Here is a 20,015-nt window from a genome sequence, read left to right on the forward strand (position 1 = left end):
GCGTCAGTGCTCCTGTTACCGCTTGTATATCTGCTGCCATACCCCATGTAATTTCTTGTGCCCAGACTTAGCTGCCATCAGCATGAGCTCATAAGGCTTCATCAATAGAATCCGAGGAGGGTCCTAACCTATGAATAAGATGAACATGCATCCCTATGCAACGATACAGCAAAAAACTACTTCGATGAATCCCGTTATTACCAGCATCTACACGGCAGATCCCTCGGCCCATGTGTGGAATGACGGCAAAATCTACGTATACGCCTCGCATGACGTGGATCCGCCCCGAGGCTGCGACCTGATGGACCGCTATCACGTATTCTCCTCGGAGGACATGGTGCATTGGCAGGACGAAGGTGAAATCTTAAACTCCGATGATGTGAGCTGGGGCCGGCCGGAAGGCGGATTTATGTGGGCGCCGGACTGTGCTTATCGAAATGGAACCTATTACTTCTATTATCCTCACCCGAGCGGATCGGATTGGAACGATACCTGGAAGATCGGAGTCGCCACGAGCGACAAACCTGCCAGCGGGTTTATCGACCAAGGATACATCCAAGGCCTGGGAGGTTTTGCGATGATCGACCCGGCCGTATGGGTTGACGATGACAACCGTGCGTATATGTACTACGGCGGGGGCGGCGTTTGCGCCGGGGTCGAGCTGAACGATGACATGATGACGATTCATGGGGACGTTCAAGTCATGGAAGGGCTGGAGGATTTTCACGAAGCTGCCTGGGTATTCAAAAGAGAGGGCCGGTATTATCTGACTTACGCGGACAATCTGGAAGGAAATAATCGAATGCGTTATGCCACCAGTGACCATCCGCTCGGACCTTGGACATATCAAGGCATATTCCTGGAGCCGACGGGCTGTTCAACGACGCATGGATCCGTGGTCGAGTTCAAAGGAAGCTGGTATTTGTTCTATCACAATCAAGCGATATCAGGTGAGGGCACTCTCCGGAGCGTATGTATTGATGAGCTGCACTTTAATGAGGATGGCACGATCCAGACCGTGCGCCAAACGCTCGATGGGGTTAAGCCCGCTCCGGGAGGGCCTACGTGCTCTCCGAAGCTGGAGGTGTATGAGGCAGCTTTATGCCAAGTGGTCGGCGGTGCGGAGCTTAAACAAGCCGCGGACGGCGTTACCGTTGCAACCCATCTCAGATCCGATACGGCCTGCTGCCGATTTGGCGATATCAAAGGCGGATCGACTGGAGGCAGGGCTGAAGTCGGAATCGTCTACGGTACGGCGGAACGCTTGGCTAAACTGAGATTGAGCGTAAACGGTACTGATTATTCATTCGTAAACGCATTGGGCACGGGAGGTATCCACGAAAGAACGGGATACACGGGCATTACGGTTGTGCTGAATGCCGGCAACGGGAATACGGTCGAGTGGAGCGGGGGACATGGCGAGATAGCGATTGAGGCGTTAATCGTCAAGCATCTGAAAGATTGATTACGCGATTATTCATTATGGATACCATAGAACAAGTGGGAAGGTACAGGGATGGATAAGGGTTGGCCTGTGCATGCAATCGCTTATGGCGGACATGCGCAGGCTTTTATTGTGCGGGAAGAAGAAAAATAGCGGGCGAGATCCTCTCTCGACACCGCTATCTGTATTTACATCCTGAATGCATGCCCCCCGAACGTGAAACATGCAGAGCGACATACCAACTTGAAATTCCATGAAGCCATGTCCTCCAGTGTTCTTACATGATCTTGTTTAAGTGAAGCATATATTCGCCACGGTTCAGCGGGTTGACTTGCCGCCGTGTATTCACTGGGAAGGGAGCTTGCACCTTCGTATAACCGCCTGGCTTAACGGTGAGCATGCCTTCGCCGCTCGTAAGGGAATGAACCTCGGCTTTCAGCAAGTCGGTAGTCCGCACCGGAATGGTGCCGTGAACGTGAACGGTACCGTTATGGAACGCGGGTTCCTGATAAGTGCCGTCCAGCGCGGCTAATTTGGATAGTACTTTGCTTAAGCTGTTTTCCGGCAGAATGAATTGAATCACGTTCATGGGCTCGTAAACTTCCGTCCCTGCTTGGTCGAGCGCAGCCATGAGGACTAGAGGAGTCAAGCTTCGAAAGTCCTTTGCCGTCGAAACCGGGCTTGCGTAACCGGTATGCGTCAGCGTTACGATCGTATCGGTCACGGCCCATCCGTACAAGCCTTCCTGAAGCACCTCGAATACCGTGTCTTTAATTGCTTTCTGAAAAGCTAAGGGAAGGGAGCCCAGCTCCACCTCCAGTCCGTACTGAATTCCGGTACCGAGCTCGCCTGGTTCGACCCTGATGCCCACCGTTGCATAAAAAGGACACTCGCCTATATATTCAACAGCTTCTCCCGTGCCATAAGGCTTCTCGATGCAAATCACCCGCGGAGCGGAAAATACGGCTTCGATGCCGTACTGCTGCAGAATCGTTTCCAGCAGAATTTCTTGCTGGACTTTGCCGAATACATGGATGACATTCTCGCTTGTTTTCGTGTCCTGGCTATATTGCAGAAACGGATCCTCTTCGGTGAGATCGCTTAAGGCGGCATGCAGCTGATGTTTCTCCGCGGAATGAACGGCCGAAACCTGGACTTGAATCGGCGGCTTTTGAAAATGAACCGTCTTCATCCTCCCGGAAACGCTGCCGATGACGTCGCCCACCTTGAGTTCGCCGTCGATAAGAATGGCGATGTCGCCTGCGCCGATTCCATGGACCGGAATGGATTTCCCCTGGTGCAGAGCATGAAGCTGCTTCACCTTGAGCGTCGAGGTTTGTCCGTTCTGATGGATCACCGGAATTTCATCACGATACTGGATGCTGCCAGCGTACAGGCGGAGGTATACATTCCGCTCCCCATTCGGTCGTCTGATCACTTTGAATACCAAGCCGGATAACGGTTCATGCTGAAGCATCGACGATGGGTTAACCGGGAAAAAATCGCCGAGCGCTTGAAGCAGCGGTTCTATGCCGAGACCTTTGGCTGCTGAACCTGCAAATAGGGGATAAGCTTTGCCTTGGCGCGTTTGCCTCCGCAATTCCTCCTGCAGCCGTTGGTGTGATATCGGAATATCCAGGGCATAATCGTTCAGCAGATCGTCATTGGACAATGCCAGGGTTTCTACCCAGCCTGCGTGGTGGGGATCGGCCGCGTCCGCCTGAACGGCTGCGCCGCCTTCCTTGATGACCGAACTCATTTCGCAAATATGTTCGTCAAGCAGATGGCGTATCATCGCATAAACCTTCCGGTAGTCGGCGCCCATTCGATCGATTTTGTTCATGAATAATAGGGTGGGTATCTTTTGTTCCTTCAATGTCTGCATGAGCACCCGGGTTTGGGACTGTACGCCTTCAACGGCGGAAATGACCAGAATGACGCCATCCAGTACGCTAAGCGAATGCTCGACCTCCGAGATGAAGTCGGCATGGCCGGGCGTGTCGATGAGATTGACTTTCAGATCGCCCAGCATGAACGATACCGCGGCGGATTTGATCGTAATGCCCCGTCTCCGCTCAATGTCCAATGAATCCGTGGTCGTATTGCCATGGTCCACCGAGCCTGCTCGTTCAATAATCCCGGCCTTAAATAGAATTTGCTCCGTCAGCGTAGTTTTACCGGCGTCAACATGGGCCAAAACTCCAATGTTCAATATGTTCTTCATATATCGTAACCCTCATTCGTTTCATCATTTGTAGTCCTTTCGGTTGGATGTCGTTGTGACATTGCCGCATAGATATCGCCTCCATGTAGAATAAAGTTAATTCTAGTTTATCCATTGAGAAGGGAACGGAATATGGAATAAATGCTTATAATCATTCATTATCTTGCACGGTACCTGACAACGTGCTGCGTCCTGTTTGGGTTTACATATTTATTACCGTGAAATATCGCCCGAGTTGAATTAGGATAGAGGCATAAACCATGTTGAAGGAGTCTTGCATTTGATATCACTTCATGTCATAGATAAAGATAATTGGGAGGATTGCATCCGCCTTAAACCCAAACCTGAACAGGAGAAATGGATTGCCCCTAATCTATATTCCATAGCGGAAGCTCAATTTATGGAGGGTTTCGAAACGAGAGCCATTTTCCATGATGAAGAAATGATCGGATTTGTTATGTACGGACTGCACCCGCACGATGACAACTATTGGATATACCGATTTATGATCGACGGCAAATTTCAGGGAATGCATTATGCCAAGCCTGCGATTCGCCTGGTTCTTGATGAGATTCGCCATTCGCCGAATCGTACGGACGATGTTATGCTGTGTTACAAACCCGGGAACGAGCATGCAAAAAGGCTCTATGCCCAAATCGGGTTTACGGAAGCCGGTTATGCTCCCTGGGGAGATGTGATGGCTAAATATAGTTTTGTATAATATAGACGTTCATAATGTGAAACCGTGCGTTCTGCCATAACTTATGGTGGCACTATCAAAGAGGATGGGAGGGGACTGCGATTCGAACCTTAGCGATAAGCGACATTCATGGCTGCTATGATGAATTCAATCGGTTATTGTCCGAAGTGCGGTATCATCCCGCACAGGATAAGCTGGTCCTGCTTGGGGATTATGTGGATCGCGGATCTAAAAGCAAAGAAGTGATTGAGCAGGTGATGGGAATGCGGGATTCCGGCGTCATCACCCTTCGCGGGAATCATGATCAAATGATGCTGGATGCCATTCTGCTGGATACGGACGAAGCGAATTCGCGCTGGATTCGCAATGGTGCGCGAAATACGATTGAAAGTTATTGCGGCGCCGATTTTTTTGATGGCGATCTGGATCGCTCCAGATACAATGAAGGCAAGGCCTACATAAAACGGCAATATGAGCATCATCTATCATTTCTCGATACACTGCCCCTGTATTATGAAACAGACACCCACATATTCGTGCATGCCGGAATCAATCCGGGCGTGGAAGACTGGAAGCAGCAGCCTCCACATGATTTCATCTGGATACGGGAACCATTCTTCAATTATCCCACCGGCATCGACAAAACCGTGGTATTCGGGCATACCCCGGCCGTCAACTTGCATGACTCGGAGCATATTTGGTTCTGTGGCGATGGGGACAAAATCGGCATCGATGGGGCATGCGTATACGGTAAGCAGTTGAACTGCCTGGAAATCACGGAACAACTGGAATACCGAACGTATTTTGTCCGGTCCGTGCCTGCGGAGTGATAGGTAGAGTATGTTATTCTATCATTAAAGCCATGGTTTAACAGACATAATAGGAGGATCAGTCCATGTTGATGATGAACGAAAAGATAAAAGCGCGCGAAGTCGAGCTTACCGGCTTGAACGGCGAGGAGTTGGGCGTCGTCTCCAGGGAAGAGGCGCTTGCCCTGGCTAAGCGTCACAAAGCCGATTTGGTGTGCACCTCGTTGTTCAGCAGCCCGCCGCCATGCAAGCTCGTAAGCCGCGGCCAAGCGAAGCAGGAGGCGGTTAAAGCGAAGCAGCAGGTTTCGGGCGGTCCGATCAAGGTCAAGGAATTCCGCCTGTCCGTACATATCGAAGAGCATGATTACGACACCAAGCTCTCGCAGATGCATAAGCTGCTGGCAGCGGGCAAAGCCGTCCAGCCGGTCATACGCATCCAGGGCAAGGAAGGCGAAGCGGCCCGTAAGCTGCTTGAACGACTCGTTCAAGATCTGGCCGGGGTGGGTAAGAAGGAAACGGGCATACAGGTTAGCGGCAAACAGGCCGCGGTGAAGCTGCTGCCGGTATAATCTTGCGGAACGTCTTTCAAGGGCGTTTCATTATTGGTGGCGTACAGCGGTTTACTTTTTGAGTTTCTGGTGATATTATGGATCAAATTATAAACGCCATGAAGAGAAGAGTAGATGAACAGGAATCCCCGCAGAGAGCTCCGGTATGCTGAAAAGGAGCGGGAAGCCCTTCATTGAACCAAGCCTCCGAGCGGCGCATCGGAACTTATGGATAAGGGATGGTGCGACAGGAGCTCCTGTTACAGAGCTAGGGTATAAGCGATCGCGTGATGGCCGTACCCGATAAGGCTGGTATCGAGAGATATCGGCAAACCGGGGTGGCACCGCGAAACGAATCTCGTCCCCAAGACTTATGTCTTGGAGACGGGATTTTTTGTTTTATACGGCATTGCGGCAGTAATCAAACATAGGGAGGATTCAGGTATGAGCAACGACTACAACAATGGAGCGGAAACGGCGGATTTTTTGACCAGGATGATCAAGGACGATGTGGAGAACAACGTATATCACAGGCCGGTGGCTACGCGGTTCCCGCCAGAGCCCAACGGTTATCTGCACATCGGCAGTGCCTATGCAATCCACATTAACCATGCCATCGCCAGCCGGTTTAACGGGACATTCAATCTTCGGTTCGACGATACGAATCCGCTGAAGGAAGACATGAAATACGTGGATGCGATCCGGGAGGATGTCGAGTGGCTCGGACTGAAGCCGGGCGTTTATTTCGGATCGGATTATGCGCATCAAATCGCTGAGGCAGCAAGGAAACTCATCACCAAGGGGAAGGCATATGTCTGTGATCTCACGCCGGTACAAATGACGGAATACCGGGGGACGCTGACCGAAGCCGGCATGAACAGCCCGTTTCGAGAGCGCAGCATCGAGGAGAATGTATCGTTATTCGAACAAATGCTGGAAGGGGCATTCCGAACGTCTGCGAAAGTGCTCCGGGCCAAAATCGATATGTCTTCGCCCAACATGAATCTGAGAGATCCTGTCTTATACCGGATTATTCATGCCGAGCATTATCGTACGGGAACCACGTGGTGCGTGTACCCGATGTATGATTTTGCCCATCCGATCCAGGATTGGATTGAAGGAATCACGCATTCGCTGTGCTCTGCCGAATTTAAAGAGCATCGACCGCTGTACGAATGGGTGCTGGCCGAGCTGGAAGTGACGGAGCCCCCGAAGCAGCGGGAGTTTGGCAGATTGAACATCTCCGGATACGTAACAAGCAAGCGATACCTGAGGGAACTCGTCGAGGGAGGTTTTGTGGACGGGTGGGATGACCCCAGACTTCCTACGTTGAAAGGACTTCGGCGACGGGGGGTGACTCCCGAGGGAATCCGGCATTTCCTGGACGAACTTGGCGTGATTCGCGGCAACAGCATGGTGGATTCGGCGATGCTCGACCATTTCATCCGTCAGGACTTGAAGGATCGGTGCCGCAATGCGATGGCGGTCATGAACCCGCTGAAGGTGATCATTACGAATGTTCCTGAAGATCGCACCGAGATGCTGAGCATACCGAACCATGAACATGACGAAGCGTTAGGGATGCGGGAGGTTCCTTTTTCACGGGAGCTGTACATCGAACGGGAGGACTTCATGGAGGAGCCGGATCCCGGATTTCATCGGTTATCGCCCGGCAAGGAAGTGCGCCTGAAAGGAGCCTACTTCATCAAATGCGAGCATGTCGTGAAAGACCCGGCAACGGGGGACATCATGGAAATTCACTGCACGTATGACCCACTGACGAAGAGCGGCAGCGGATTCAAAGGGCGCAAGGTGAAATCCACGCTGCACTGGGTCTCAGCGAAGCATGGGATTCCGGCGGAGCTTCACTTGTACGATACATTATTGAAGGAATCGGCCGAGCTGTTGGAATCGGATAATATTTGGGCGGATCTCCTGAACCCCGATTCGTTGATTCGGATCAAAGACGCCATACTGGAGCCCTCCATGAAGGAACCGGTCATGAACCAAACGTACCAATTTATCAGACACGGCTATTTCTGCTTGGATTCCAAGCATGCAACAGAGCATAGGCCGGTGTTTAACCGGGTCGTTTCGTTGAAGGATTCATGGAAGAAGACCGGCAAGAATTAATGGATACGATCAAGGGGCCGCGATCATCGGGTACGGACATTCAGACAGCGCAAAGAAGCCGGAAGCGAGTGGCTGCCGGAGATTCCTTTGCGAAGGTCTTGGTCAATGATCCTGTGTATGCTGCTATTCATGGGACGTTAAGACGTCCAATGTGCCGGCCGGGCTAAGGAAGAAGGTAGCCGGGTGCTTGCGTCTCCCTTCGCCGCGTTAACCTGGAATTGAGTCAGGAAGATGCTGTTCGTTAAATTAGCTCCCCTTAGGTCCGCATCCCGGAAATCGGCCCCGATCAAATCCGCGGCCCGCAGATCGGCTCCTCTGAGGTCCGCCGCAATGAGGTAAGCTCCTCTCAGATTGGCGTATCTTAGGTCAGCTCCTTTAAGCTTTGCTCCCATGAGATCGGCACCACGGCCCCCGATCTTCTGACGCACGGGCGGCCCTTTATGCTTCTGTCGCGCATCGTTCCGCACAAGCTCACTGGTTCGAAGAAGCAGCTGGTTCACTTCAGCGCGATGAGCTGCCACGTCCAGCCGTAGCAGGGATGCGGCAGGAAGCTGGGTCAACTTCCTCGTCGCTTCCAGCGACGATTTAAGATCAGAATGTATGGCATGCGCCGGCTGCAAACTCAGCGCTTCGTTCAGATACCATAACAGCTCTTGAAGCTGTCGCATAATCGGAAATACGTCGAACATTTCTTTTGCCGTCTCCGGGGCCTGCCGCCAGTCGCGTCCGTTATAGGTAACCTGTGAAACCATTTGCCCCGCGCCGAAGCATTCATAAACGGTGCATCCCCGCATGCCGCGCTGCCGCAGGCTGTTGTGTACGCCGCATCGGAAGTCGGATTGCAGATGGCGGCAAGGAGTCCCGCCGTCTTTGTCGATGGCAAAATCGGTGGAGGAAGCGAAAGGCAAAGCGACGCAGCATAATCCAAAGCAGCGTTCGCAATCCGATTGCAATTGAATTCGGCCCTGTTCATCAGGGATGTGTTCTTGTCTGTCTAGCATGCGTAGAGGTGCTCCTTCCGGTCATAGAAACGTCAATAAATGACTAATCATAGTTATATTTTAAAACAAATTAAGGATAGAGTCATAGATGCAATGTTGGTTATAGCTGTTTTATACCTTAAGAATGCGTGAGAGCCCGATATCTGCGTAACCATCGTTTAGGCTGCCAAGGAAATTTAGGCAGCTTTTTTTTGCATGATCGATGAAAAGCCAACAGATAGTATATAATGAAATTCGTGTCTTCGGACAGGCTAGATGTGGAATCCCGTTCATTTCAGGACATATGTCCTTTCCTGCGTCCGGTGAGATCACTTTTAATAGTATACAGATCTATAGATGAAGGAGTTTGTATCGTGAGAGGAATTTTATTTGCATTCATTGGCGGTGCCTGCATTACGCTGCAAGGTGTAGCCAATGCCCGGATCAGCCAGGATATGGGGACCTGGCAAGCCGCCGCGGTCACGCAGCTGACCGGGTTTTTGATGGCATTGGTCATTCTGCTGTTCGTCCGGGACGGCAGCAGGCAAGGCTTCGGGCAAGTGAAGCCGCTGTATCTGATCGGCGGAGCGTTGGGCGCGCCCATCATATTCAGCGAGGTGACGGCGATTCAGAACATCGGTGTTACATTAACGATATCCGCGTTATTAATCGCCCAGTTATTCTTGACGTTCCTGATTGACAGCAACGGATGGTTCGGCGTGGCGAAGAAGAGAATGAGTTTGCCTCAATTCATCGGGATCGGGATGATGATTGCCGGAGTCGTGATTATCAAATTATGATGCGGACAATAAGGGGCCTTTAGACGGGTGATGGGGAAAGGAGACAGGGACGTGAAGGAAATTCATGATGCCGAGCTCATGCAGGATTTTTTGTTAAGCAACCAAATCAATTCCATATTTCCCGATGGGCTAAAGCCTTATTTGGTGTTATATCATTTCGACCACGGCGACATCATCTGTACGCAAGGCGAGCCTGCCGAGATGCTGTACGTCCTGGTTGAAGGGAAAATTAAAATTTTCACGACATCCGCGGAAGGCAAGGCGCTGGTCCTTTCATTCAAAACGCCGCTCGAGGTGATCGGAGACATCGAATACGTTCAGGGAAATCCGATGATCAATACGGTACAGGCCGTGTCGCCCGTCTACATGATCGGCGTGCATTATCGCTGGCTTCGCAAATACGGGCAGGAGCATCCGCCGCTGCTTCAATTTTTGCTGCGGATCATCACGCGGAAATTTTATATCAAATCCAATTTCTTGAGTTTTAATTTACTGCACCCGGTGGAGGTGCGACTGGCCAGTTATTTACTGTCCGTTTCGGAGGAAGCGTCGGGCACGTTTGTCATGAGCGACCCTGCGGCATACCATCTGACGGATGTCGCGAATCTGCTCGGAACCAGTTATCGGCATTTAAACCGGGTGATTCAGAAATTCAGTCATGAAGGACTGATCGTGCGTCGCAAAGGTTCCATTCTGATCAAAGATCGGGAAGCGTTGATGAGTGCAGCCGGCGGCAATATCTACGAAGAATGACGATGGTGAAAGAAACCGTAAGGGAGATAGAGCATGGTAGCAGGATTGGTATTAGCGCTGATCGCGGGTTCGTTGGTTAGCTTGCAGAACATTTTCAATAACAGGGTGAATGAAAAAACAGGCTCCTGGTCTACAACGACGTTGGTGCTAGGCATGGGCTTTGTGGCTTCGTTCGCCATGAGTCTTGCCGTAGAGGGAAAAGGGACATTCGACATTCAAAACATGGAGCCCTGGTACTGGATCAGCGGAATGATCGGAGTCGGGGTCGTGATCTGTTTGGTACAAGCGACAAGGCTGCTTGGTGCTACATTCGCGATTTCGATCGTTATGACCTCGCAGCTCGGTTTCGCGCTGCTGTGGGACTCCTTGGGCTGGTTGGGCCTGGAGAAGGTCCCGTTTACGAGCAATCAGCTGATCGGTGTTCTTGTGATTGTCGGGGGCATACTAGTATTTAAGTTAGGCGGTAAACAGGAGCAGCAAGAGACGGCATAGCCATCAGCAAACGAAGAATGAGGGAGGAATCCATATGATAACGGAAATTGATAAAATCGCTTGGATCCACATCGTGGATGGACGCATACTGTGCGCACGTTCAAAAGGCAAGGACACGTATTACCTGCCCGGAGGAAAGCGGGAACCGGGAGAATCCGATATCGAAACCCTGGTTCGGGAAATTGAGGAGGAGCTGTCCGTTCGCATCAAACCGGAGTCCGCGGCGAATGCAGGGAGCTTCCGCGCTTCCGCCCACGGTAAATCGGAGGGCGTTCGAGTAACGATGTCCTGTTACACGGCTGAATATGAAGGGGAGTTAAGACCGGCTTCGGAGATTGAAGAGCTGGCATGGCTCACGTATAAGGATCGGGCACGGGTCTCCGAGGTCAGCCAGATGATCTTTGATCATTTGCATGAACTGAAAAAACTGGCGGATTAAGCCTTAGGGATTATCCTATTACTTGATCCTGGCTGCCATCTGACGGGCGTTTTCATTATCCATGCCCGCCCTGACAGCAGGCCCAATTGAATACAGCCATGCAACAAAAAAAGACGCTCCGAGGGGAGCGTCTTTTGTATTTGGAACAAATGTTCGTTTTATGGGTCATCTAAATTGAAAATCACTATATTCGGCTTTGATATTATTAGTATAACTCAGCGTTAAATATAAGTCTATATTTTGCCAGGAAAATGCCCTATAGTTTGTAATACCCGGCCGGGATAGAAACTGCATCGCCAATGTTTAACTTGGGCTGTTGGGACTGAAGAGAGGGAGTTTTATGCCAATACGATTATGGAATACCAATTTAAAGGTTCGATTATTCGGCGAAGCGCTGTTCAATATGCTGTTTTGGATGTATTTTCCTTTCATAACGGTATATTTCGGCGCTGCTCTAGGCAATCATATCGCGGGAATCCTAATGACGGTTCCTCCGATATTCAGCATCGTTGGCAGCCTGCTCGGCGGCGCTTTAGCCGATCGGCTGGGACGACGCCCCGTCATGCTGCTTGGCGCCTCGCTGCAAACGGTCATGTTTGCCCTGTTCGCGCTGTCGCCTTCGCACTGGACCGATTATGCCGCATTTATCGGCATCGGATTCGGGGGGGCAATCTACAGGCCGGCCAGTTCGGCGATGGTAGCGGATTTGGTTCCCGTTCAAGAACGACGGCAGGTATTCGCAACGTTTACGACGGCGAACAACTTAGGGGCCGTGCTTGGTCCGGCACTTGGAGCCATTTTCTTTTTTCAGTATCGGCAAGAGCTCCTGTGGTCATGTTCAGTCGTATTGCTGGTCTATTTCATCGCGATTTACTTTATTGTTAGGGAAACCTTGCCGGCTTCAGCGAAGAGTCCGGAGCGATCTGATTCGATCCTTCAGGTGTTCAAGGCGCAGTGGAAGGGATATGGCATCATTTTTCGGGATAAAGTTTTTCTGGTATACATACTGGCAGGGATATTTGCCCTAGTGACCATCATGCAGCTGGACCTGTATTTGGCGGTATATGTCATCGATTATGTGCCATCCCAGACGCTGTTCTCTTGGAACGGTCATTCGCTAATGTTATCGAGCACGGAGATTCTTGGGTGGGTATTGGGCCTTAACGGGCTCCTGTTCGTTCTATTTATTCTTCCGGTAACCAAGTGGTTTCGGAACTGGAAGGAGCGTGACGTATTCGTTCTTTCTTCCTTGTTATCCGGTGTAGGCACGTTTGCGCTTGGACTGAACACCAACATCTGGTTTTTATTCTTCGTAACCATTATTTTTACTTTCGGGGAAATTGTCCGTTCGCCGGTGACGCAAAGCTTTATCAGCCATTATGCGCCGGAGCATGCAAGAGGGCAGTATATGGGAGCTGACAGCTTGCAGTTTACGGTAGGAAGATTGCTGGCGCCGGTGACGGTATTTCTGTCAGCTTGGGTACCGCCGATGGGCGTATTCGGCATCATACTGTTATCGGCCTTGGTCAGCACGGTGTTGTATATTCTGCTATTTCGAATGTATGTAGAAAAAAGCTATAGCTAGCGGACGCTTGAATGGATCGTAAAAAGAAAGGGCCAAGCCGGGTTGGGACGCAACCGGCTTGGCTTTTTTACTTTTTCATACGAGGCTTGCCGTGGAGGTTTGGGAAAACGTTGTATTTTTATATTTACAAACCGCCGGTCGGTATATATAATGGAGTTACAAATTCACGGAAGGTTGGTGAAGGCCATGATACCGTTTATTGCCATGTTCGTGTCGCTTCTTTTGTTTCGGGCACTGGGCTTTGCAGGTTGGGAGTATACGAATGATTGGGTTAATTCGCTCAGGTTAGCGGTTGCGGTCATGTTCCTGATTACGGCTTCTGCCCATTGGGGAAAACGGCGAGCCGATCTGATCGCGATGGTACCGCCGGGGATCCCTAATGCCGCGCTTGTCGTTACCGTCACCGGGGTGCTGGAGATTGCGGGAGCTATTCTGATCCTTATTCCGGCCACGACCGCCTTCGCCTCTTCAGGCCTGGCTCTTATGCTGCTGGCCATGTTTCCGGCCAATGTGTTCGCTGCAAAACACCGGTTGCCGCTCGACGGCAAGCCGGCCACTCCGATCGGACCGAGAACGCTGATGCAAATCGTGTTCTTGGCGGCGGTCATCATGGCGGGATGGCTTCCGCCTCAGGGGTAACCAACCATCATCAAGGAGGATAACAGATGAAGCAGGAAGAACGACGAGAGCAGACCAAGCGAATACTGCTTGAAGCCACGGAAGAACTGATACGTGAGCAGGGCGCAAGCCGAACCACGCTCAATGACATCATGAAGCGTTCCGGCTTGTCCAAGGGAGCTATTTTTCATTATGTTTCAAGCAAGGATGAGCTGTTTGTCCTCGTGTTAAGAGCAAAGCTTGCCGAACAGAACGAGCAGTTCATGAACGAGGTGAACAATCAAGGGGACATTAAACAGTTTGACGGGCCGATGAATGCCATTGCAAACGGCATGTCGAGACTGGAAAGCAGGGACGATGTCAGCAACCTGATCTTGATGTACCTGATCGGCAAAAGCGATCAGCCGGAAATTGCCGACATTGTGGCTGGCTTCTACAGGGAAGCGAGAGCCACTTCCAAGGAATGGATTGTTACGGGCCAGGAAGCCGGCGTCATAACGAAATCCATCGATGCGGAACGGACGGCGGAGCTGTTCGAGCTGTTGTCTTTCGGATTGCGGATGCGGGGACTTATCGGCGTAACAAGCGATGTATTCAGCACGAAGGAATATTCGGATTTCATCATCGATATATTGCGGCCCGGGCATCGGAAGGAGGGGGATGACTGATGACGTTATGGTTATTTCTTCACATTGCCGGATGCGTATTGTTTCTGGGCAATATCGTCACGGCAGCATTCTGGAAGGTACGGGCGGACCTGAAAGGGGATCCTGCAGAAATCTATCAGACGGTAAAAAATGTCATGTTAGCCGATGCCGTGTTCACGCTTCCAGGCCTGCTGCTGATCATCGTTTCAGGCATAGTGATGGCCATGCAAGCCGGATATGGAATGAGCGGGATGAGCTGGCTTACGGCTTCCTTGGTTTTGTTCGGCATTACGGGAATTCTGTGGGCGGGCATATTGATTCCTCTGCAAAAAGGAATGATTCGGCATAGTTTGCAGTCCGTAGAGGATGGAGGAATATCAGCAAGTTATAAGCGAGCTTCAACGTATTGGGCGGTAGGCGGGACGATAGCAACACTGCTGCCGTTCGTTATTTTATACCTCATGGTGAGCAAACCATTCTGAACGATAATGACGATCTGATCGCTAAACCGCGATCGGGTCGTTTTTAGTTAACGGTCCGCAACGAAACATGTCGCGTGAAGCGCCGTCTCCCTCTCGCGTTAGCGCATATTTGACAATCGTCTGCATACGATTAGGCGAGAAAGCTTGCGAATAGGGAGGAAAACTTCATGTCCGTTTATGATCCGCAGCTGGTTCAGATGGTTAAGGCTTATCTGCCAAACGGCGCGGAAATTGTACACATGGGTCATACTGCCAAACATGCTGCCGTCATAACCGCCGATCTTACGGGAGATCAGGTGCCTGAAATCGTTGGAGTGTATCGATTGAATGAAGCATTATATCTATTTGTGCTGCTTTATCGAAATGCTGGTTACGAAGTCGTTGCCAATGTCATGGGACAGGGGTATGGGGTTACTTTACTGACGGCAGCTCCCGTGTTAAACCCTAGCCTGAACCATGTAATCGTAGGTTGGCAGCTCGGCTCTATCTGGTCCAAATTGTCGATCTACGCATGGACTTCGGAGGGATATAAGGATATCGCGCCTGCTGACGTGAATTTCAGTTATATCGATATCGTGGATCTGCCCGGTCCGGCGGGCTCGGATGGTCTTGCTGAAATCGCGTTATGGATCCACGATACGGGAGAAGCGTATCGAGTCGAAGTGGTCAGGTGGGACCGAGGAACGTTAGTGCTTGCAACGGATGCTTACCCTTATTATTTTCCTGCCGTCGTTCAGTATTACGAGAGATTGACGCACGAACATCCGGATTACGCTTATTATTGGTACTACTTGGCAGACGCGCAATACCGGGCAGGGATGCCGGAGGCCGCGCTAGTGTCGGTCCGTAAAGCACTTGAGTTCGCAGAGCCTTACCCTTCACGCGAGATTCTGCTTGAGCTTGAGAGCCGGATCAAGGAAATGCTGGCAAGCAGGGGGAAATCGCAGACCCTTGGCCGCTTATATCCGGCATCCGTGAAAACAACGAGCGGAACAAAGTGGGGATACATTGACCGTAGCGGCAGCATGGTCATTCAACCCAAGTATGAGGATGCTCAGGATTTCCAGGACAATGGCCTTGCAGTCGTTGGCGCAGGCGGCCTTTATGGGCTCATCGACCGGTTCGCCCGTTTCGTCGTGAAGCCCACGTATCAATCCATTAGCCCATTCTTGGAACATCGAGCGACCGTGATCGATCGTCAAGGCTTTCAGATGATCAACGAACAAGGGCGAGTGCTGACAAGGCGGAGTTATCCGTATATCGCGGGGCTTAGCGAAGGAAGAGCCGTTTTCGATGTTACCGATTCCGGCGGCGGAGATGGCGCAAACAGCCGATACGGCTACCTCGATGCCGAGGGTCAGGAGGCGATCCCTGCGCAGTATGAGGAAGCGAATGATTTTGCAGGCGGCAAAGCCGTTGTGAAAATAAAAGAAAATCTGTATGCCCTCATCGATCCCCAGGGACGCCAATTGGCCACCTATCCGTTCGCTTACGTTGGACCGCTAGGTGAGGGCATGCTGGCCTTCCAGAGGGAAAGCGCCGGCAAGTACGGTTATATCGATGAACAGGGAAACGTTGTCATCCCGCCGGCTTTTTCTTCGGCATTTCCTTTCCATCACGGCAGAGCTATCGTTAACACGGCTGAAGATTACCGATCGAAGTATGGCGTCATTAATAAACAGGGAACATGGGTGATCCAGCCGGAATATAACGACATCCGGGATTTGAAGGAAGACCGGTTTGCACTCGGGCGTGCGATCGATCCGGAACAGCCGTATATTGGATCTATCTATGCCATTGCCGATTGGGAAGGAAAGAGGCTGTCCGATTATGTATATCGTGACGTTCTTGAATTCACGCACGGTTTGGCCTCGGTATATGATGCGATGCAGACGTATTTCATCGATCGATCAGGCCAACCGGCACCGGGATATCCCCGCGTTAACGGCAGCGGTTCATTTACGCTGGAACCAGGCGGCTTGATAAAGGCCATGGTCGATCAGAGGCTGTCGTATCTGGATCGATCGGGCCGCGTCATCTGGAAGCAGAATACGGTAATTCCGTTACAGCCTCCTTATCAGGTCGCAGAGGAGAAGTATAAACCCAATCCGGATTACTTAGTTTATTATCCTCAGATCGAGGGAATGAGGGATCGGGCTGCCGAGCAAGCGGTTAATAACAAGCTTAAAGATATGTCTCAAGTAAAGTCCATCCCGGCCGACCAGCAGCTGGAATATGCTTATACAGGCGATTTTGACGTCATATTCTACAAGGAGCAGCTGCTAGTACTCGAGCTGAACGGTTATCATTATCCCTTCGGTGCTGCGCATGGCATGCCGACACGAACCTTTGCCTTGATTAACCTGGGGAACGGCAGCATGTATTTGCTGAAGGATTTGTTTAAGCCAGGCAGCGATTATGTGCAGGAGCTCAGCCGGATCGTCGGCAAGCAGATCAAGGAGGATCCTCAGTATTCGTACGTGTTTCCGGACAGTTATACGGGAATCGCTCCCGACCAGTCCTTCTATGTGACGGATCATGCGATTCATCTGGTGTTTGCGCCTTACGAGATTGCTCCTTACGCCGCGGGTTTTCCGACATTCACCATTCCGTTCGCACAGATCCGGGATATCATCAATACCGAAGGTGAATTCTGGAAGGCGTTCCATTCCTGACATTTCATTCAGCGCGCCGCTTTCGAGGACAAAAGCCGTGCCTGGCCTTTTCATAAGACCGAACAAGGTTTAGAATAGATGAATATTGCCATATTGATATCAACGTTGAAAGGACCTTCATGGTGGTAACATTTTTTCTTCTTATTATTTATCTTGCCTTCATTAGTTTAGGGCTTCCGGATTCGCTGCTTGGTGTCGCCTGGCCGGCCATGCAGCCGGATATCGGAGCGGCCTTTGAATCCGCGGGTTTACTGTCGATGATGGTAACCGGAGGCACGATCGTGTCCAGCCTGGTCAGCGGAAGCGTGATCGAACGCTTCGGGACGGGGATCGTTACGCTTATCAGCTGCTTGGTGACGGCCAGCGCGCTGCTCGGGTTTTCGTTTGCGCCATCGTTGTTCTGGCTCATTCTGTTGGCGATTCCCCTTGGTCTAGGCGCAGGAGCAGTTGATGCAGGGTTGAACAATTACGTGGCAAACCACTATAAGGCCCATCATATGAGCTGGCTGCACTGCTTCTGGGGCGTCGGCGCAACGTTAGGACCGATCATCATGTCCTATTCCATGGGGACCGGCAATGCATGGAGAGACGGATATTATACCGTATCGATCCTGCAATTCGCGCTGGTCTTCATCCTGCTGCTTACGTTACCGCTATGGAAGATCGTGGCGAGCCGACATCAGCCTCAAGGCATGCAGGACGTACACACGGGAACCGACTCCGCGAGCAGAGGGGAAGCCATGGTCCAGAAACGCGGCAATCCGCTGCAGATCAAAGGGGTAAAGGTTACCTTGCTGGCATTTTTGTTCTATTGCGGTGTTGAAGTGACCGTTGGTTTATGGGGAGCAAGCTTTCTGGTAGGGACCAGGGGGCTCCCTTTGGAAACAGCGGCAGTCTGGGTATCCATGTATTACGGAGGCATTACGGTCGGCCGCTTCATAACCGGATTCGTGACGCTGAAGATCAACAATCTCACGCTCATACGGGCCGGGCAGGTGACGGCTATTGCAGGGGCCGTCCTGTTATTGCTGCCGCTGCATCCCTATCTGTCCCTCATCGGTTTGATTGTCATCGGACTCGGCCTAGCGCCCATATTTCCTTGCATGCTGCATGAAACGCCGGCGCGCTTCGGCAGAGCCCAATCATCCAAAATCATGGGGTATCAAATGGCTGTTGCCTACACAGGCACAACGATACTGCCCCCGCTCTTTGGGATCGTTGCAGCCCAGATATCCATCGGGTTGTTTCCCGTCGTCATCCTGTTGTTTGCCCTGATCATGATGCTGAGCTCCGAAAAGGTTAATCGGATCCTCTATAAAAGCGGGAAGAGCACGGTTTGATTCGAACCGGGCTTTTCTTTTGTCGGCTGGGATACATAGGGAGTTCAGCCTTGCAGTTTTACTATTTTATGGACAAGTCAATGACAGGATATGTAATACAAAATCATAGAGTAGAGGTGTTTGACACATTATGCTTCATAACCCGACAGGAAAAGAACGCCTCGGATTAGCCTTGCTCCTTAGCTTGCTCGGCATATTAGGACCGTTCAATATCGACATGTATTTGCCCAGCTTTCCCGAAATCGCCGATGACTTAGGCGCGCGTGCATCGCTCGTCCAGTTAAGCTTGACATCCTGCCTGATCGGCCTTGCGGTCGGCCAGATCATTGTGGGACCTATCAGCGATGCGCAAGGAAGAAGAAAGCCGCTCATCATTTCCCTGGTCTTGTTTGCCCTTTCCTCCTTGTTCTGCGCTTTGGCACCCCATATTACGGCGCTTGTCATCGCCAGATTCTTGCAGGGCTTTACCGCAGCGGCAGGTCTGGTCATCTCGCGCGCCGTTGTAAGGGATGTGTTCAGCGGCCGCGAGCTTACGAAGTTTTTTGCCTTATTATCCGTCATCAACGCGGTTGCCCCCATGGTTGCGCCGATGTCCGGCGGGGCCATATTGCTAATGCCGGGAGCGAGCTGGCATTCCATCTTTTATTTTTTAAGTTTGTTCGGGGCAGTCATCGTATTGATCGTGGCCATACGGCTACAGGAAACGTTGCCGCGCGAGAGAAGAACGCCAAGCTCCCTGGCCCATTCGGTACGTACGATGGGAAGCCTGTTCAAGGATCGTTCCTTTATCGGTTACGCGTTGACGGTAGGCTTCATTCACGGCGGAAGCTTCGCTTACGTTTCCGGTACTCCCTTTGTATATCAAGGCATTTACGGAGTGTCGCCGCAAGTCTTTAGCATTCTGTTCGGAATCAATGGAATCGCCATTATAACAGGCAGTTTCATCATTGGCCGTTTTGGCGGCATCATACATGAGCGGAGCCTGCTTCGGATCGGGGTTATGGTCTCGGTAAGTGCAACCTTGCTGCTGCTGATCATGACGATGCTCAAAGGACCTCTTGCGGTCATTGTCATCTTGATCTTTACGTATATGATCACGATCGGCATGGTAGCTACCAGTACATTTACGCTAGCCATGGAGAACCAGGGTCATCGGGCTGGAAGCGCGAGCGCAGTCATCGGTTTGCTTCCCTTAATGCTGGGTTCGATGGTGTCACCGCTGGTCGGGATTAACGAATCCACCGCCGTGCCGATGGGTGCCATCCTGTTTGCCACCTCCGTGCTGGGTGCGGGATCGTTCTTCAAACTGACGAAAACGCAGGGGACGGCAGCGGATTATTGATACA

General features: G+C 51.4%; 18 protein-coding genes and 1 other annotated feature. Of the genes, 16 read left to right on the top strand and 2 right to left on the bottom strand.

Annotated elements, in window-relative coordinates; genetic code table 11:
• The first annotated feature begins 130 nt into the window (after nucleotides 1–130).
• A complete protein-coding gene (locus tag RB297_RS01990) occupies nucleotides 131–1,465 on the top strand; it encodes a family 43 glycosylhydrolase (protein WP_375119572.1) in 1,335 nt (444 codons plus the stop codon).
• 256 nt (nucleotides 1,466–1,721) lie between these two features.
• Here the strand turns inward: RB297_RS01990 and RB297_RS01995 are convergent, their stop codons facing one another.
• Nucleotides 1,722–3,668 carry a GTP-binding protein gene (locus RB297_RS01995; protein ID WP_375119573.1) on the bottom strand — a complete coding sequence of 649 codons (1,947 nt, stop codon included), beginning with the start codon at nucleotides 3,666–3,668 and terminating at the stop codon, nucleotides 1,722–1,724.
• Nucleotides 3,669–3,948: 280 nt separating this feature from the next.
• Here RB297_RS01995 and RB297_RS02000 point away from each other — a divergent pair, with 280 nt between their 5' ends.
• The 4 genes from RB297_RS02000 (at nucleotide 3,949) to RB297_RS02015 (ending at nucleotide 7,858) form a co-directional block, all read left to right on the top strand.
• Nucleotides 3,949–4,389 (top strand): GNAT family N-acetyltransferase, encoded by a 441-nt coding sequence (locus tag RB297_RS02000; RefSeq protein ID WP_375119574.1) that lies wholly within the window; start codon nucleotides 3,949–3,951, stop codon nucleotides 4,387–4,389.
• A gap of 95 nt (nucleotides 4,390–4,484) precedes the next feature.
• Nucleotides 4,485–5,198 carry a metallophosphoesterase family protein gene (locus RB297_RS02005; protein ID WP_375119782.1) on the top strand — a complete coding sequence of 238 codons (714 nt, stop codon included), beginning with the start codon at nucleotides 4,485–4,487 and terminating at the stop codon, nucleotides 5,196–5,198.
• Between the two features lie 65 nt (nucleotides 5,199–5,263).
• Nucleotides 5,264–5,746 carry a translation initiation factor IF-3 gene (infC, locus tag RB297_RS02010; RefSeq protein WP_036663531.1) on the top strand — a complete coding sequence of 161 codons (483 nt, stop codon included), beginning with the start codon at nucleotides 5,264–5,266 and terminating at the stop codon, nucleotides 5,744–5,746.
• 89 nt (nucleotides 5,747–5,835) lie between these two features.
• Nucleotides 5,836–6,094, top strand: a binding site (T-box leader).
• Between the two features lie 75 nt (nucleotides 6,095–6,169).
• Complete coding sequence (locus RB297_RS02015) at nucleotides 6,170–7,858, top strand: glutamine--tRNA ligase/YqeY domain fusion protein (RefSeq protein ID WP_375119575.1); 1,689 nt, start codon at nucleotides 6,170–6,172, stop codon at nucleotides 7,856–7,858.
• Between the two features lie 137 nt (nucleotides 7,859–7,995).
• Here RB297_RS02015 and RB297_RS02020 read toward each other — a convergent pair whose 3' ends face one another.
• Nucleotides 7,996–8,859 (bottom strand): pentapeptide repeat-containing protein, encoded by an 864-nt coding sequence (locus RB297_RS02020; RefSeq protein ID WP_213578085.1) that lies wholly within the window; start codon nucleotides 8,857–8,859, stop codon nucleotides 7,996–7,998.
• 353 nt (nucleotides 8,860–9,212) lie between these two features.
• Here RB297_RS02020 and RB297_RS02025 point away from each other — a divergent pair, with 353 nt between their 5' ends.
• From RB297_RS02025 to RB297_RS02075, 11 genes are all read left to right on the top strand, one after another.
• Nucleotides 9,213–9,638: a DMT family transporter gene (locus RB297_RS02025; protein WP_015734833.1), complete on the top strand. Its 426-nt coding sequence runs from the start codon at nucleotides 9,213–9,215 to the stop codon at nucleotides 9,636–9,638.
• A gap of 51 nt (nucleotides 9,639–9,689) precedes the next feature.
• Nucleotides 9,690–10,391 carry a Crp/Fnr family transcriptional regulator gene (locus RB297_RS02030; RefSeq protein ID WP_375119576.1) on the top strand — a complete coding sequence of 234 codons (702 nt, stop codon included), beginning with the start codon at nucleotides 9,690–9,692 and terminating at the stop codon, nucleotides 10,389–10,391.
• 33 nt (nucleotides 10,392–10,424) lie between these two features.
• Nucleotides 10,425–10,883 (top strand): DMT family transporter, encoded by a 459-nt coding sequence (locus RB297_RS02035; RefSeq protein WP_192572234.1) that lies wholly within the window; start codon nucleotides 10,425–10,427, stop codon nucleotides 10,881–10,883.
• 34 nt (nucleotides 10,884–10,917) lie between these two features.
• Nucleotides 10,918–11,322 carry an NUDIX hydrolase gene (locus tag RB297_RS02040; RefSeq protein ID WP_096775468.1) on the top strand — a complete coding sequence of 135 codons (405 nt, stop codon included), beginning with the start codon at nucleotides 10,918–10,920 and terminating at the stop codon, nucleotides 11,320–11,322.
• A gap of 340 nt (nucleotides 11,323–11,662) precedes the next feature.
• Complete coding sequence (locus RB297_RS02045) at nucleotides 11,663–12,907, top strand: MDR family MFS transporter (protein ID WP_375119577.1); 1,245 nt, start codon at nucleotides 11,663–11,665, stop codon at nucleotides 12,905–12,907.
• Between the two features lie 186 nt (nucleotides 12,908–13,093).
• On the top strand, nucleotides 13,094–13,546 hold the full coding sequence (locus RB297_RS02050; protein ID WP_096775470.1) for a DoxX family protein: 453 nt from the start codon (nucleotides 13,094–13,096) through the stop codon (nucleotides 13,544–13,546).
• Nucleotides 13,547–13,572: 26 nt separating this feature from the next.
• Nucleotides 13,573–14,193, top strand: a complete 621-nt coding sequence (locus RB297_RS02055) for a TetR/AcrR family transcriptional regulator (protein ID WP_375119578.1) — start codon at nucleotides 13,573–13,575, stop codon at nucleotides 14,191–14,193.
• A complete protein-coding gene (locus RB297_RS02060; protein ID WP_277748704.1) occupies nucleotides 14,193–14,654 on the top strand; it encodes a DUF2269 family protein in 462 nt (153 codons plus the stop codon). The genes RB297_RS02055 and RB297_RS02060 overlap by 1 nt, the downstream gene beginning before the upstream one ends.
• A gap of 167 nt (nucleotides 14,655–14,821) precedes the next feature.
• Nucleotides 14,822–17,329: a WG repeat-containing protein gene (locus RB297_RS02065; protein WP_375119579.1), complete on the top strand. Its 2,508-nt coding sequence runs from the start codon at nucleotides 14,822–14,824 to the stop codon at nucleotides 17,327–17,329.
• Nucleotides 17,330–17,448: 119 nt separating this feature from the next.
• Entirely contained in the window at nucleotides 17,449–18,669 is a 1,221-nt protein-coding gene (locus RB297_RS02070; protein ID WP_375119580.1) for an MFS transporter, read from the top strand.
• 130 nt (nucleotides 18,670–18,799) lie between these two features.
• The gene (locus RB297_RS02075; RefSeq protein ID WP_096775475.1) at nucleotides 18,800–20,011 is read left to right on the top strand and encodes a Bcr/CflA family efflux MFS transporter; all 1,212 of its coding nucleotides are present in this window, start codon (nucleotides 18,800–18,802) and stop codon (nucleotides 20,009–20,011) included.
• The last annotated feature ends 4 nt before the right edge of the window (nucleotides 20,012–20,015 follow it).

The organism is Paenibacillus sp. CR_12 (assembly GCF_041953985.1).
Classification (GTDB): domain Bacteria; phylum Bacillota; class Bacilli; order Paenibacillales; family Paenibacillaceae; genus Paenibacillus_AQ; species Paenibacillus_AQ lautus_A.

What these genes read in the sequence shown, in the direction of transcription:
- RB297_RS01990 (WP_375119572.1), top strand. Translation starts at nt 131, where the DNA reads ATGAATAAGATGAACATGCATCCCTATGCAACGATACAGCAAAAAACT.
- RB297_RS02050 (WP_096775470.1), top strand. Translation starts at nt 13,094, where the DNA reads ATGATACCGTTTATTGCCATGTTCGTGTCGCTTCTTTTGTTTCGGGCA.
- RB297_RS02060 (WP_277748704.1), top strand. Translation starts at nt 14,193, where the DNA reads ATGACGTTATGGTTATTTCTTCACATTGCCGGATGCGTATTGTTTCTG.
- RB297_RS02065 (WP_375119579.1), top strand. Translation starts at nt 14,822, where the DNA reads ATGTCCGTTTATGATCCGCAGCTGGTTCAGATGGTTAAGGCTTATCTG.
- infC (WP_036663531.1), top strand. Translation starts at nt 5,264, where the DNA reads ATGTTGATGATGAACGAAAAGATAAAAGCGCGCGAAGTCGAGCTTACC.
- RB297_RS02040 (WP_096775468.1), top strand. Translation starts at nt 10,918, where the DNA reads ATGATAACGGAAATTGATAAAATCGCTTGGATCCACATCGTGGATGGA.
- RB297_RS01995 (WP_375119573.1), bottom strand. Translation starts at nt 3,668, where the DNA reads ATGAAGAACATATTGAACATTGGAGTTTTGGCCCATGTTGACGCCGGT.
- RB297_RS02035 (WP_192572234.1), top strand. Translation starts at nt 10,425, where the DNA reads ATGGTAGCAGGATTGGTATTAGCGCTGATCGCGGGTTCGTTGGTTAGC.
- RB297_RS02075 (WP_096775475.1), top strand. Translation starts at nt 18,800, where the DNA reads ATGCTTCATAACCCGACAGGAAAAGAACGCCTCGGATTAGCCTTGCTC.
- RB297_RS02045 (WP_375119577.1), top strand. Translation starts at nt 11,663, where the DNA reads ATGCCAATACGATTATGGAATACCAATTTAAAGGTTCGATTATTCGGC.
- RB297_RS02015 (WP_375119575.1), top strand. Translation starts at nt 6,170, where the DNA reads ATGAGCAACGACTACAACAATGGAGCGGAAACGGCGGATTTTTTGACC.
- RB297_RS02055 (WP_375119578.1), top strand. Translation starts at nt 13,573, where the DNA reads ATGAAGCAGGAAGAACGACGAGAGCAGACCAAGCGAATACTGCTTGAA.
- RB297_RS02020 (WP_213578085.1), bottom strand. Translation starts at nt 8,859, where the DNA reads ATGCTAGACAGACAAGAACACATCCCTGATGAACAGGGCCGAATTCAA.
- RB297_RS02070 (WP_375119580.1), top strand. Translation starts at nt 17,449, where the DNA reads ATGGTGGTAACATTTTTTCTTCTTATTATTTATCTTGCCTTCATTAGT.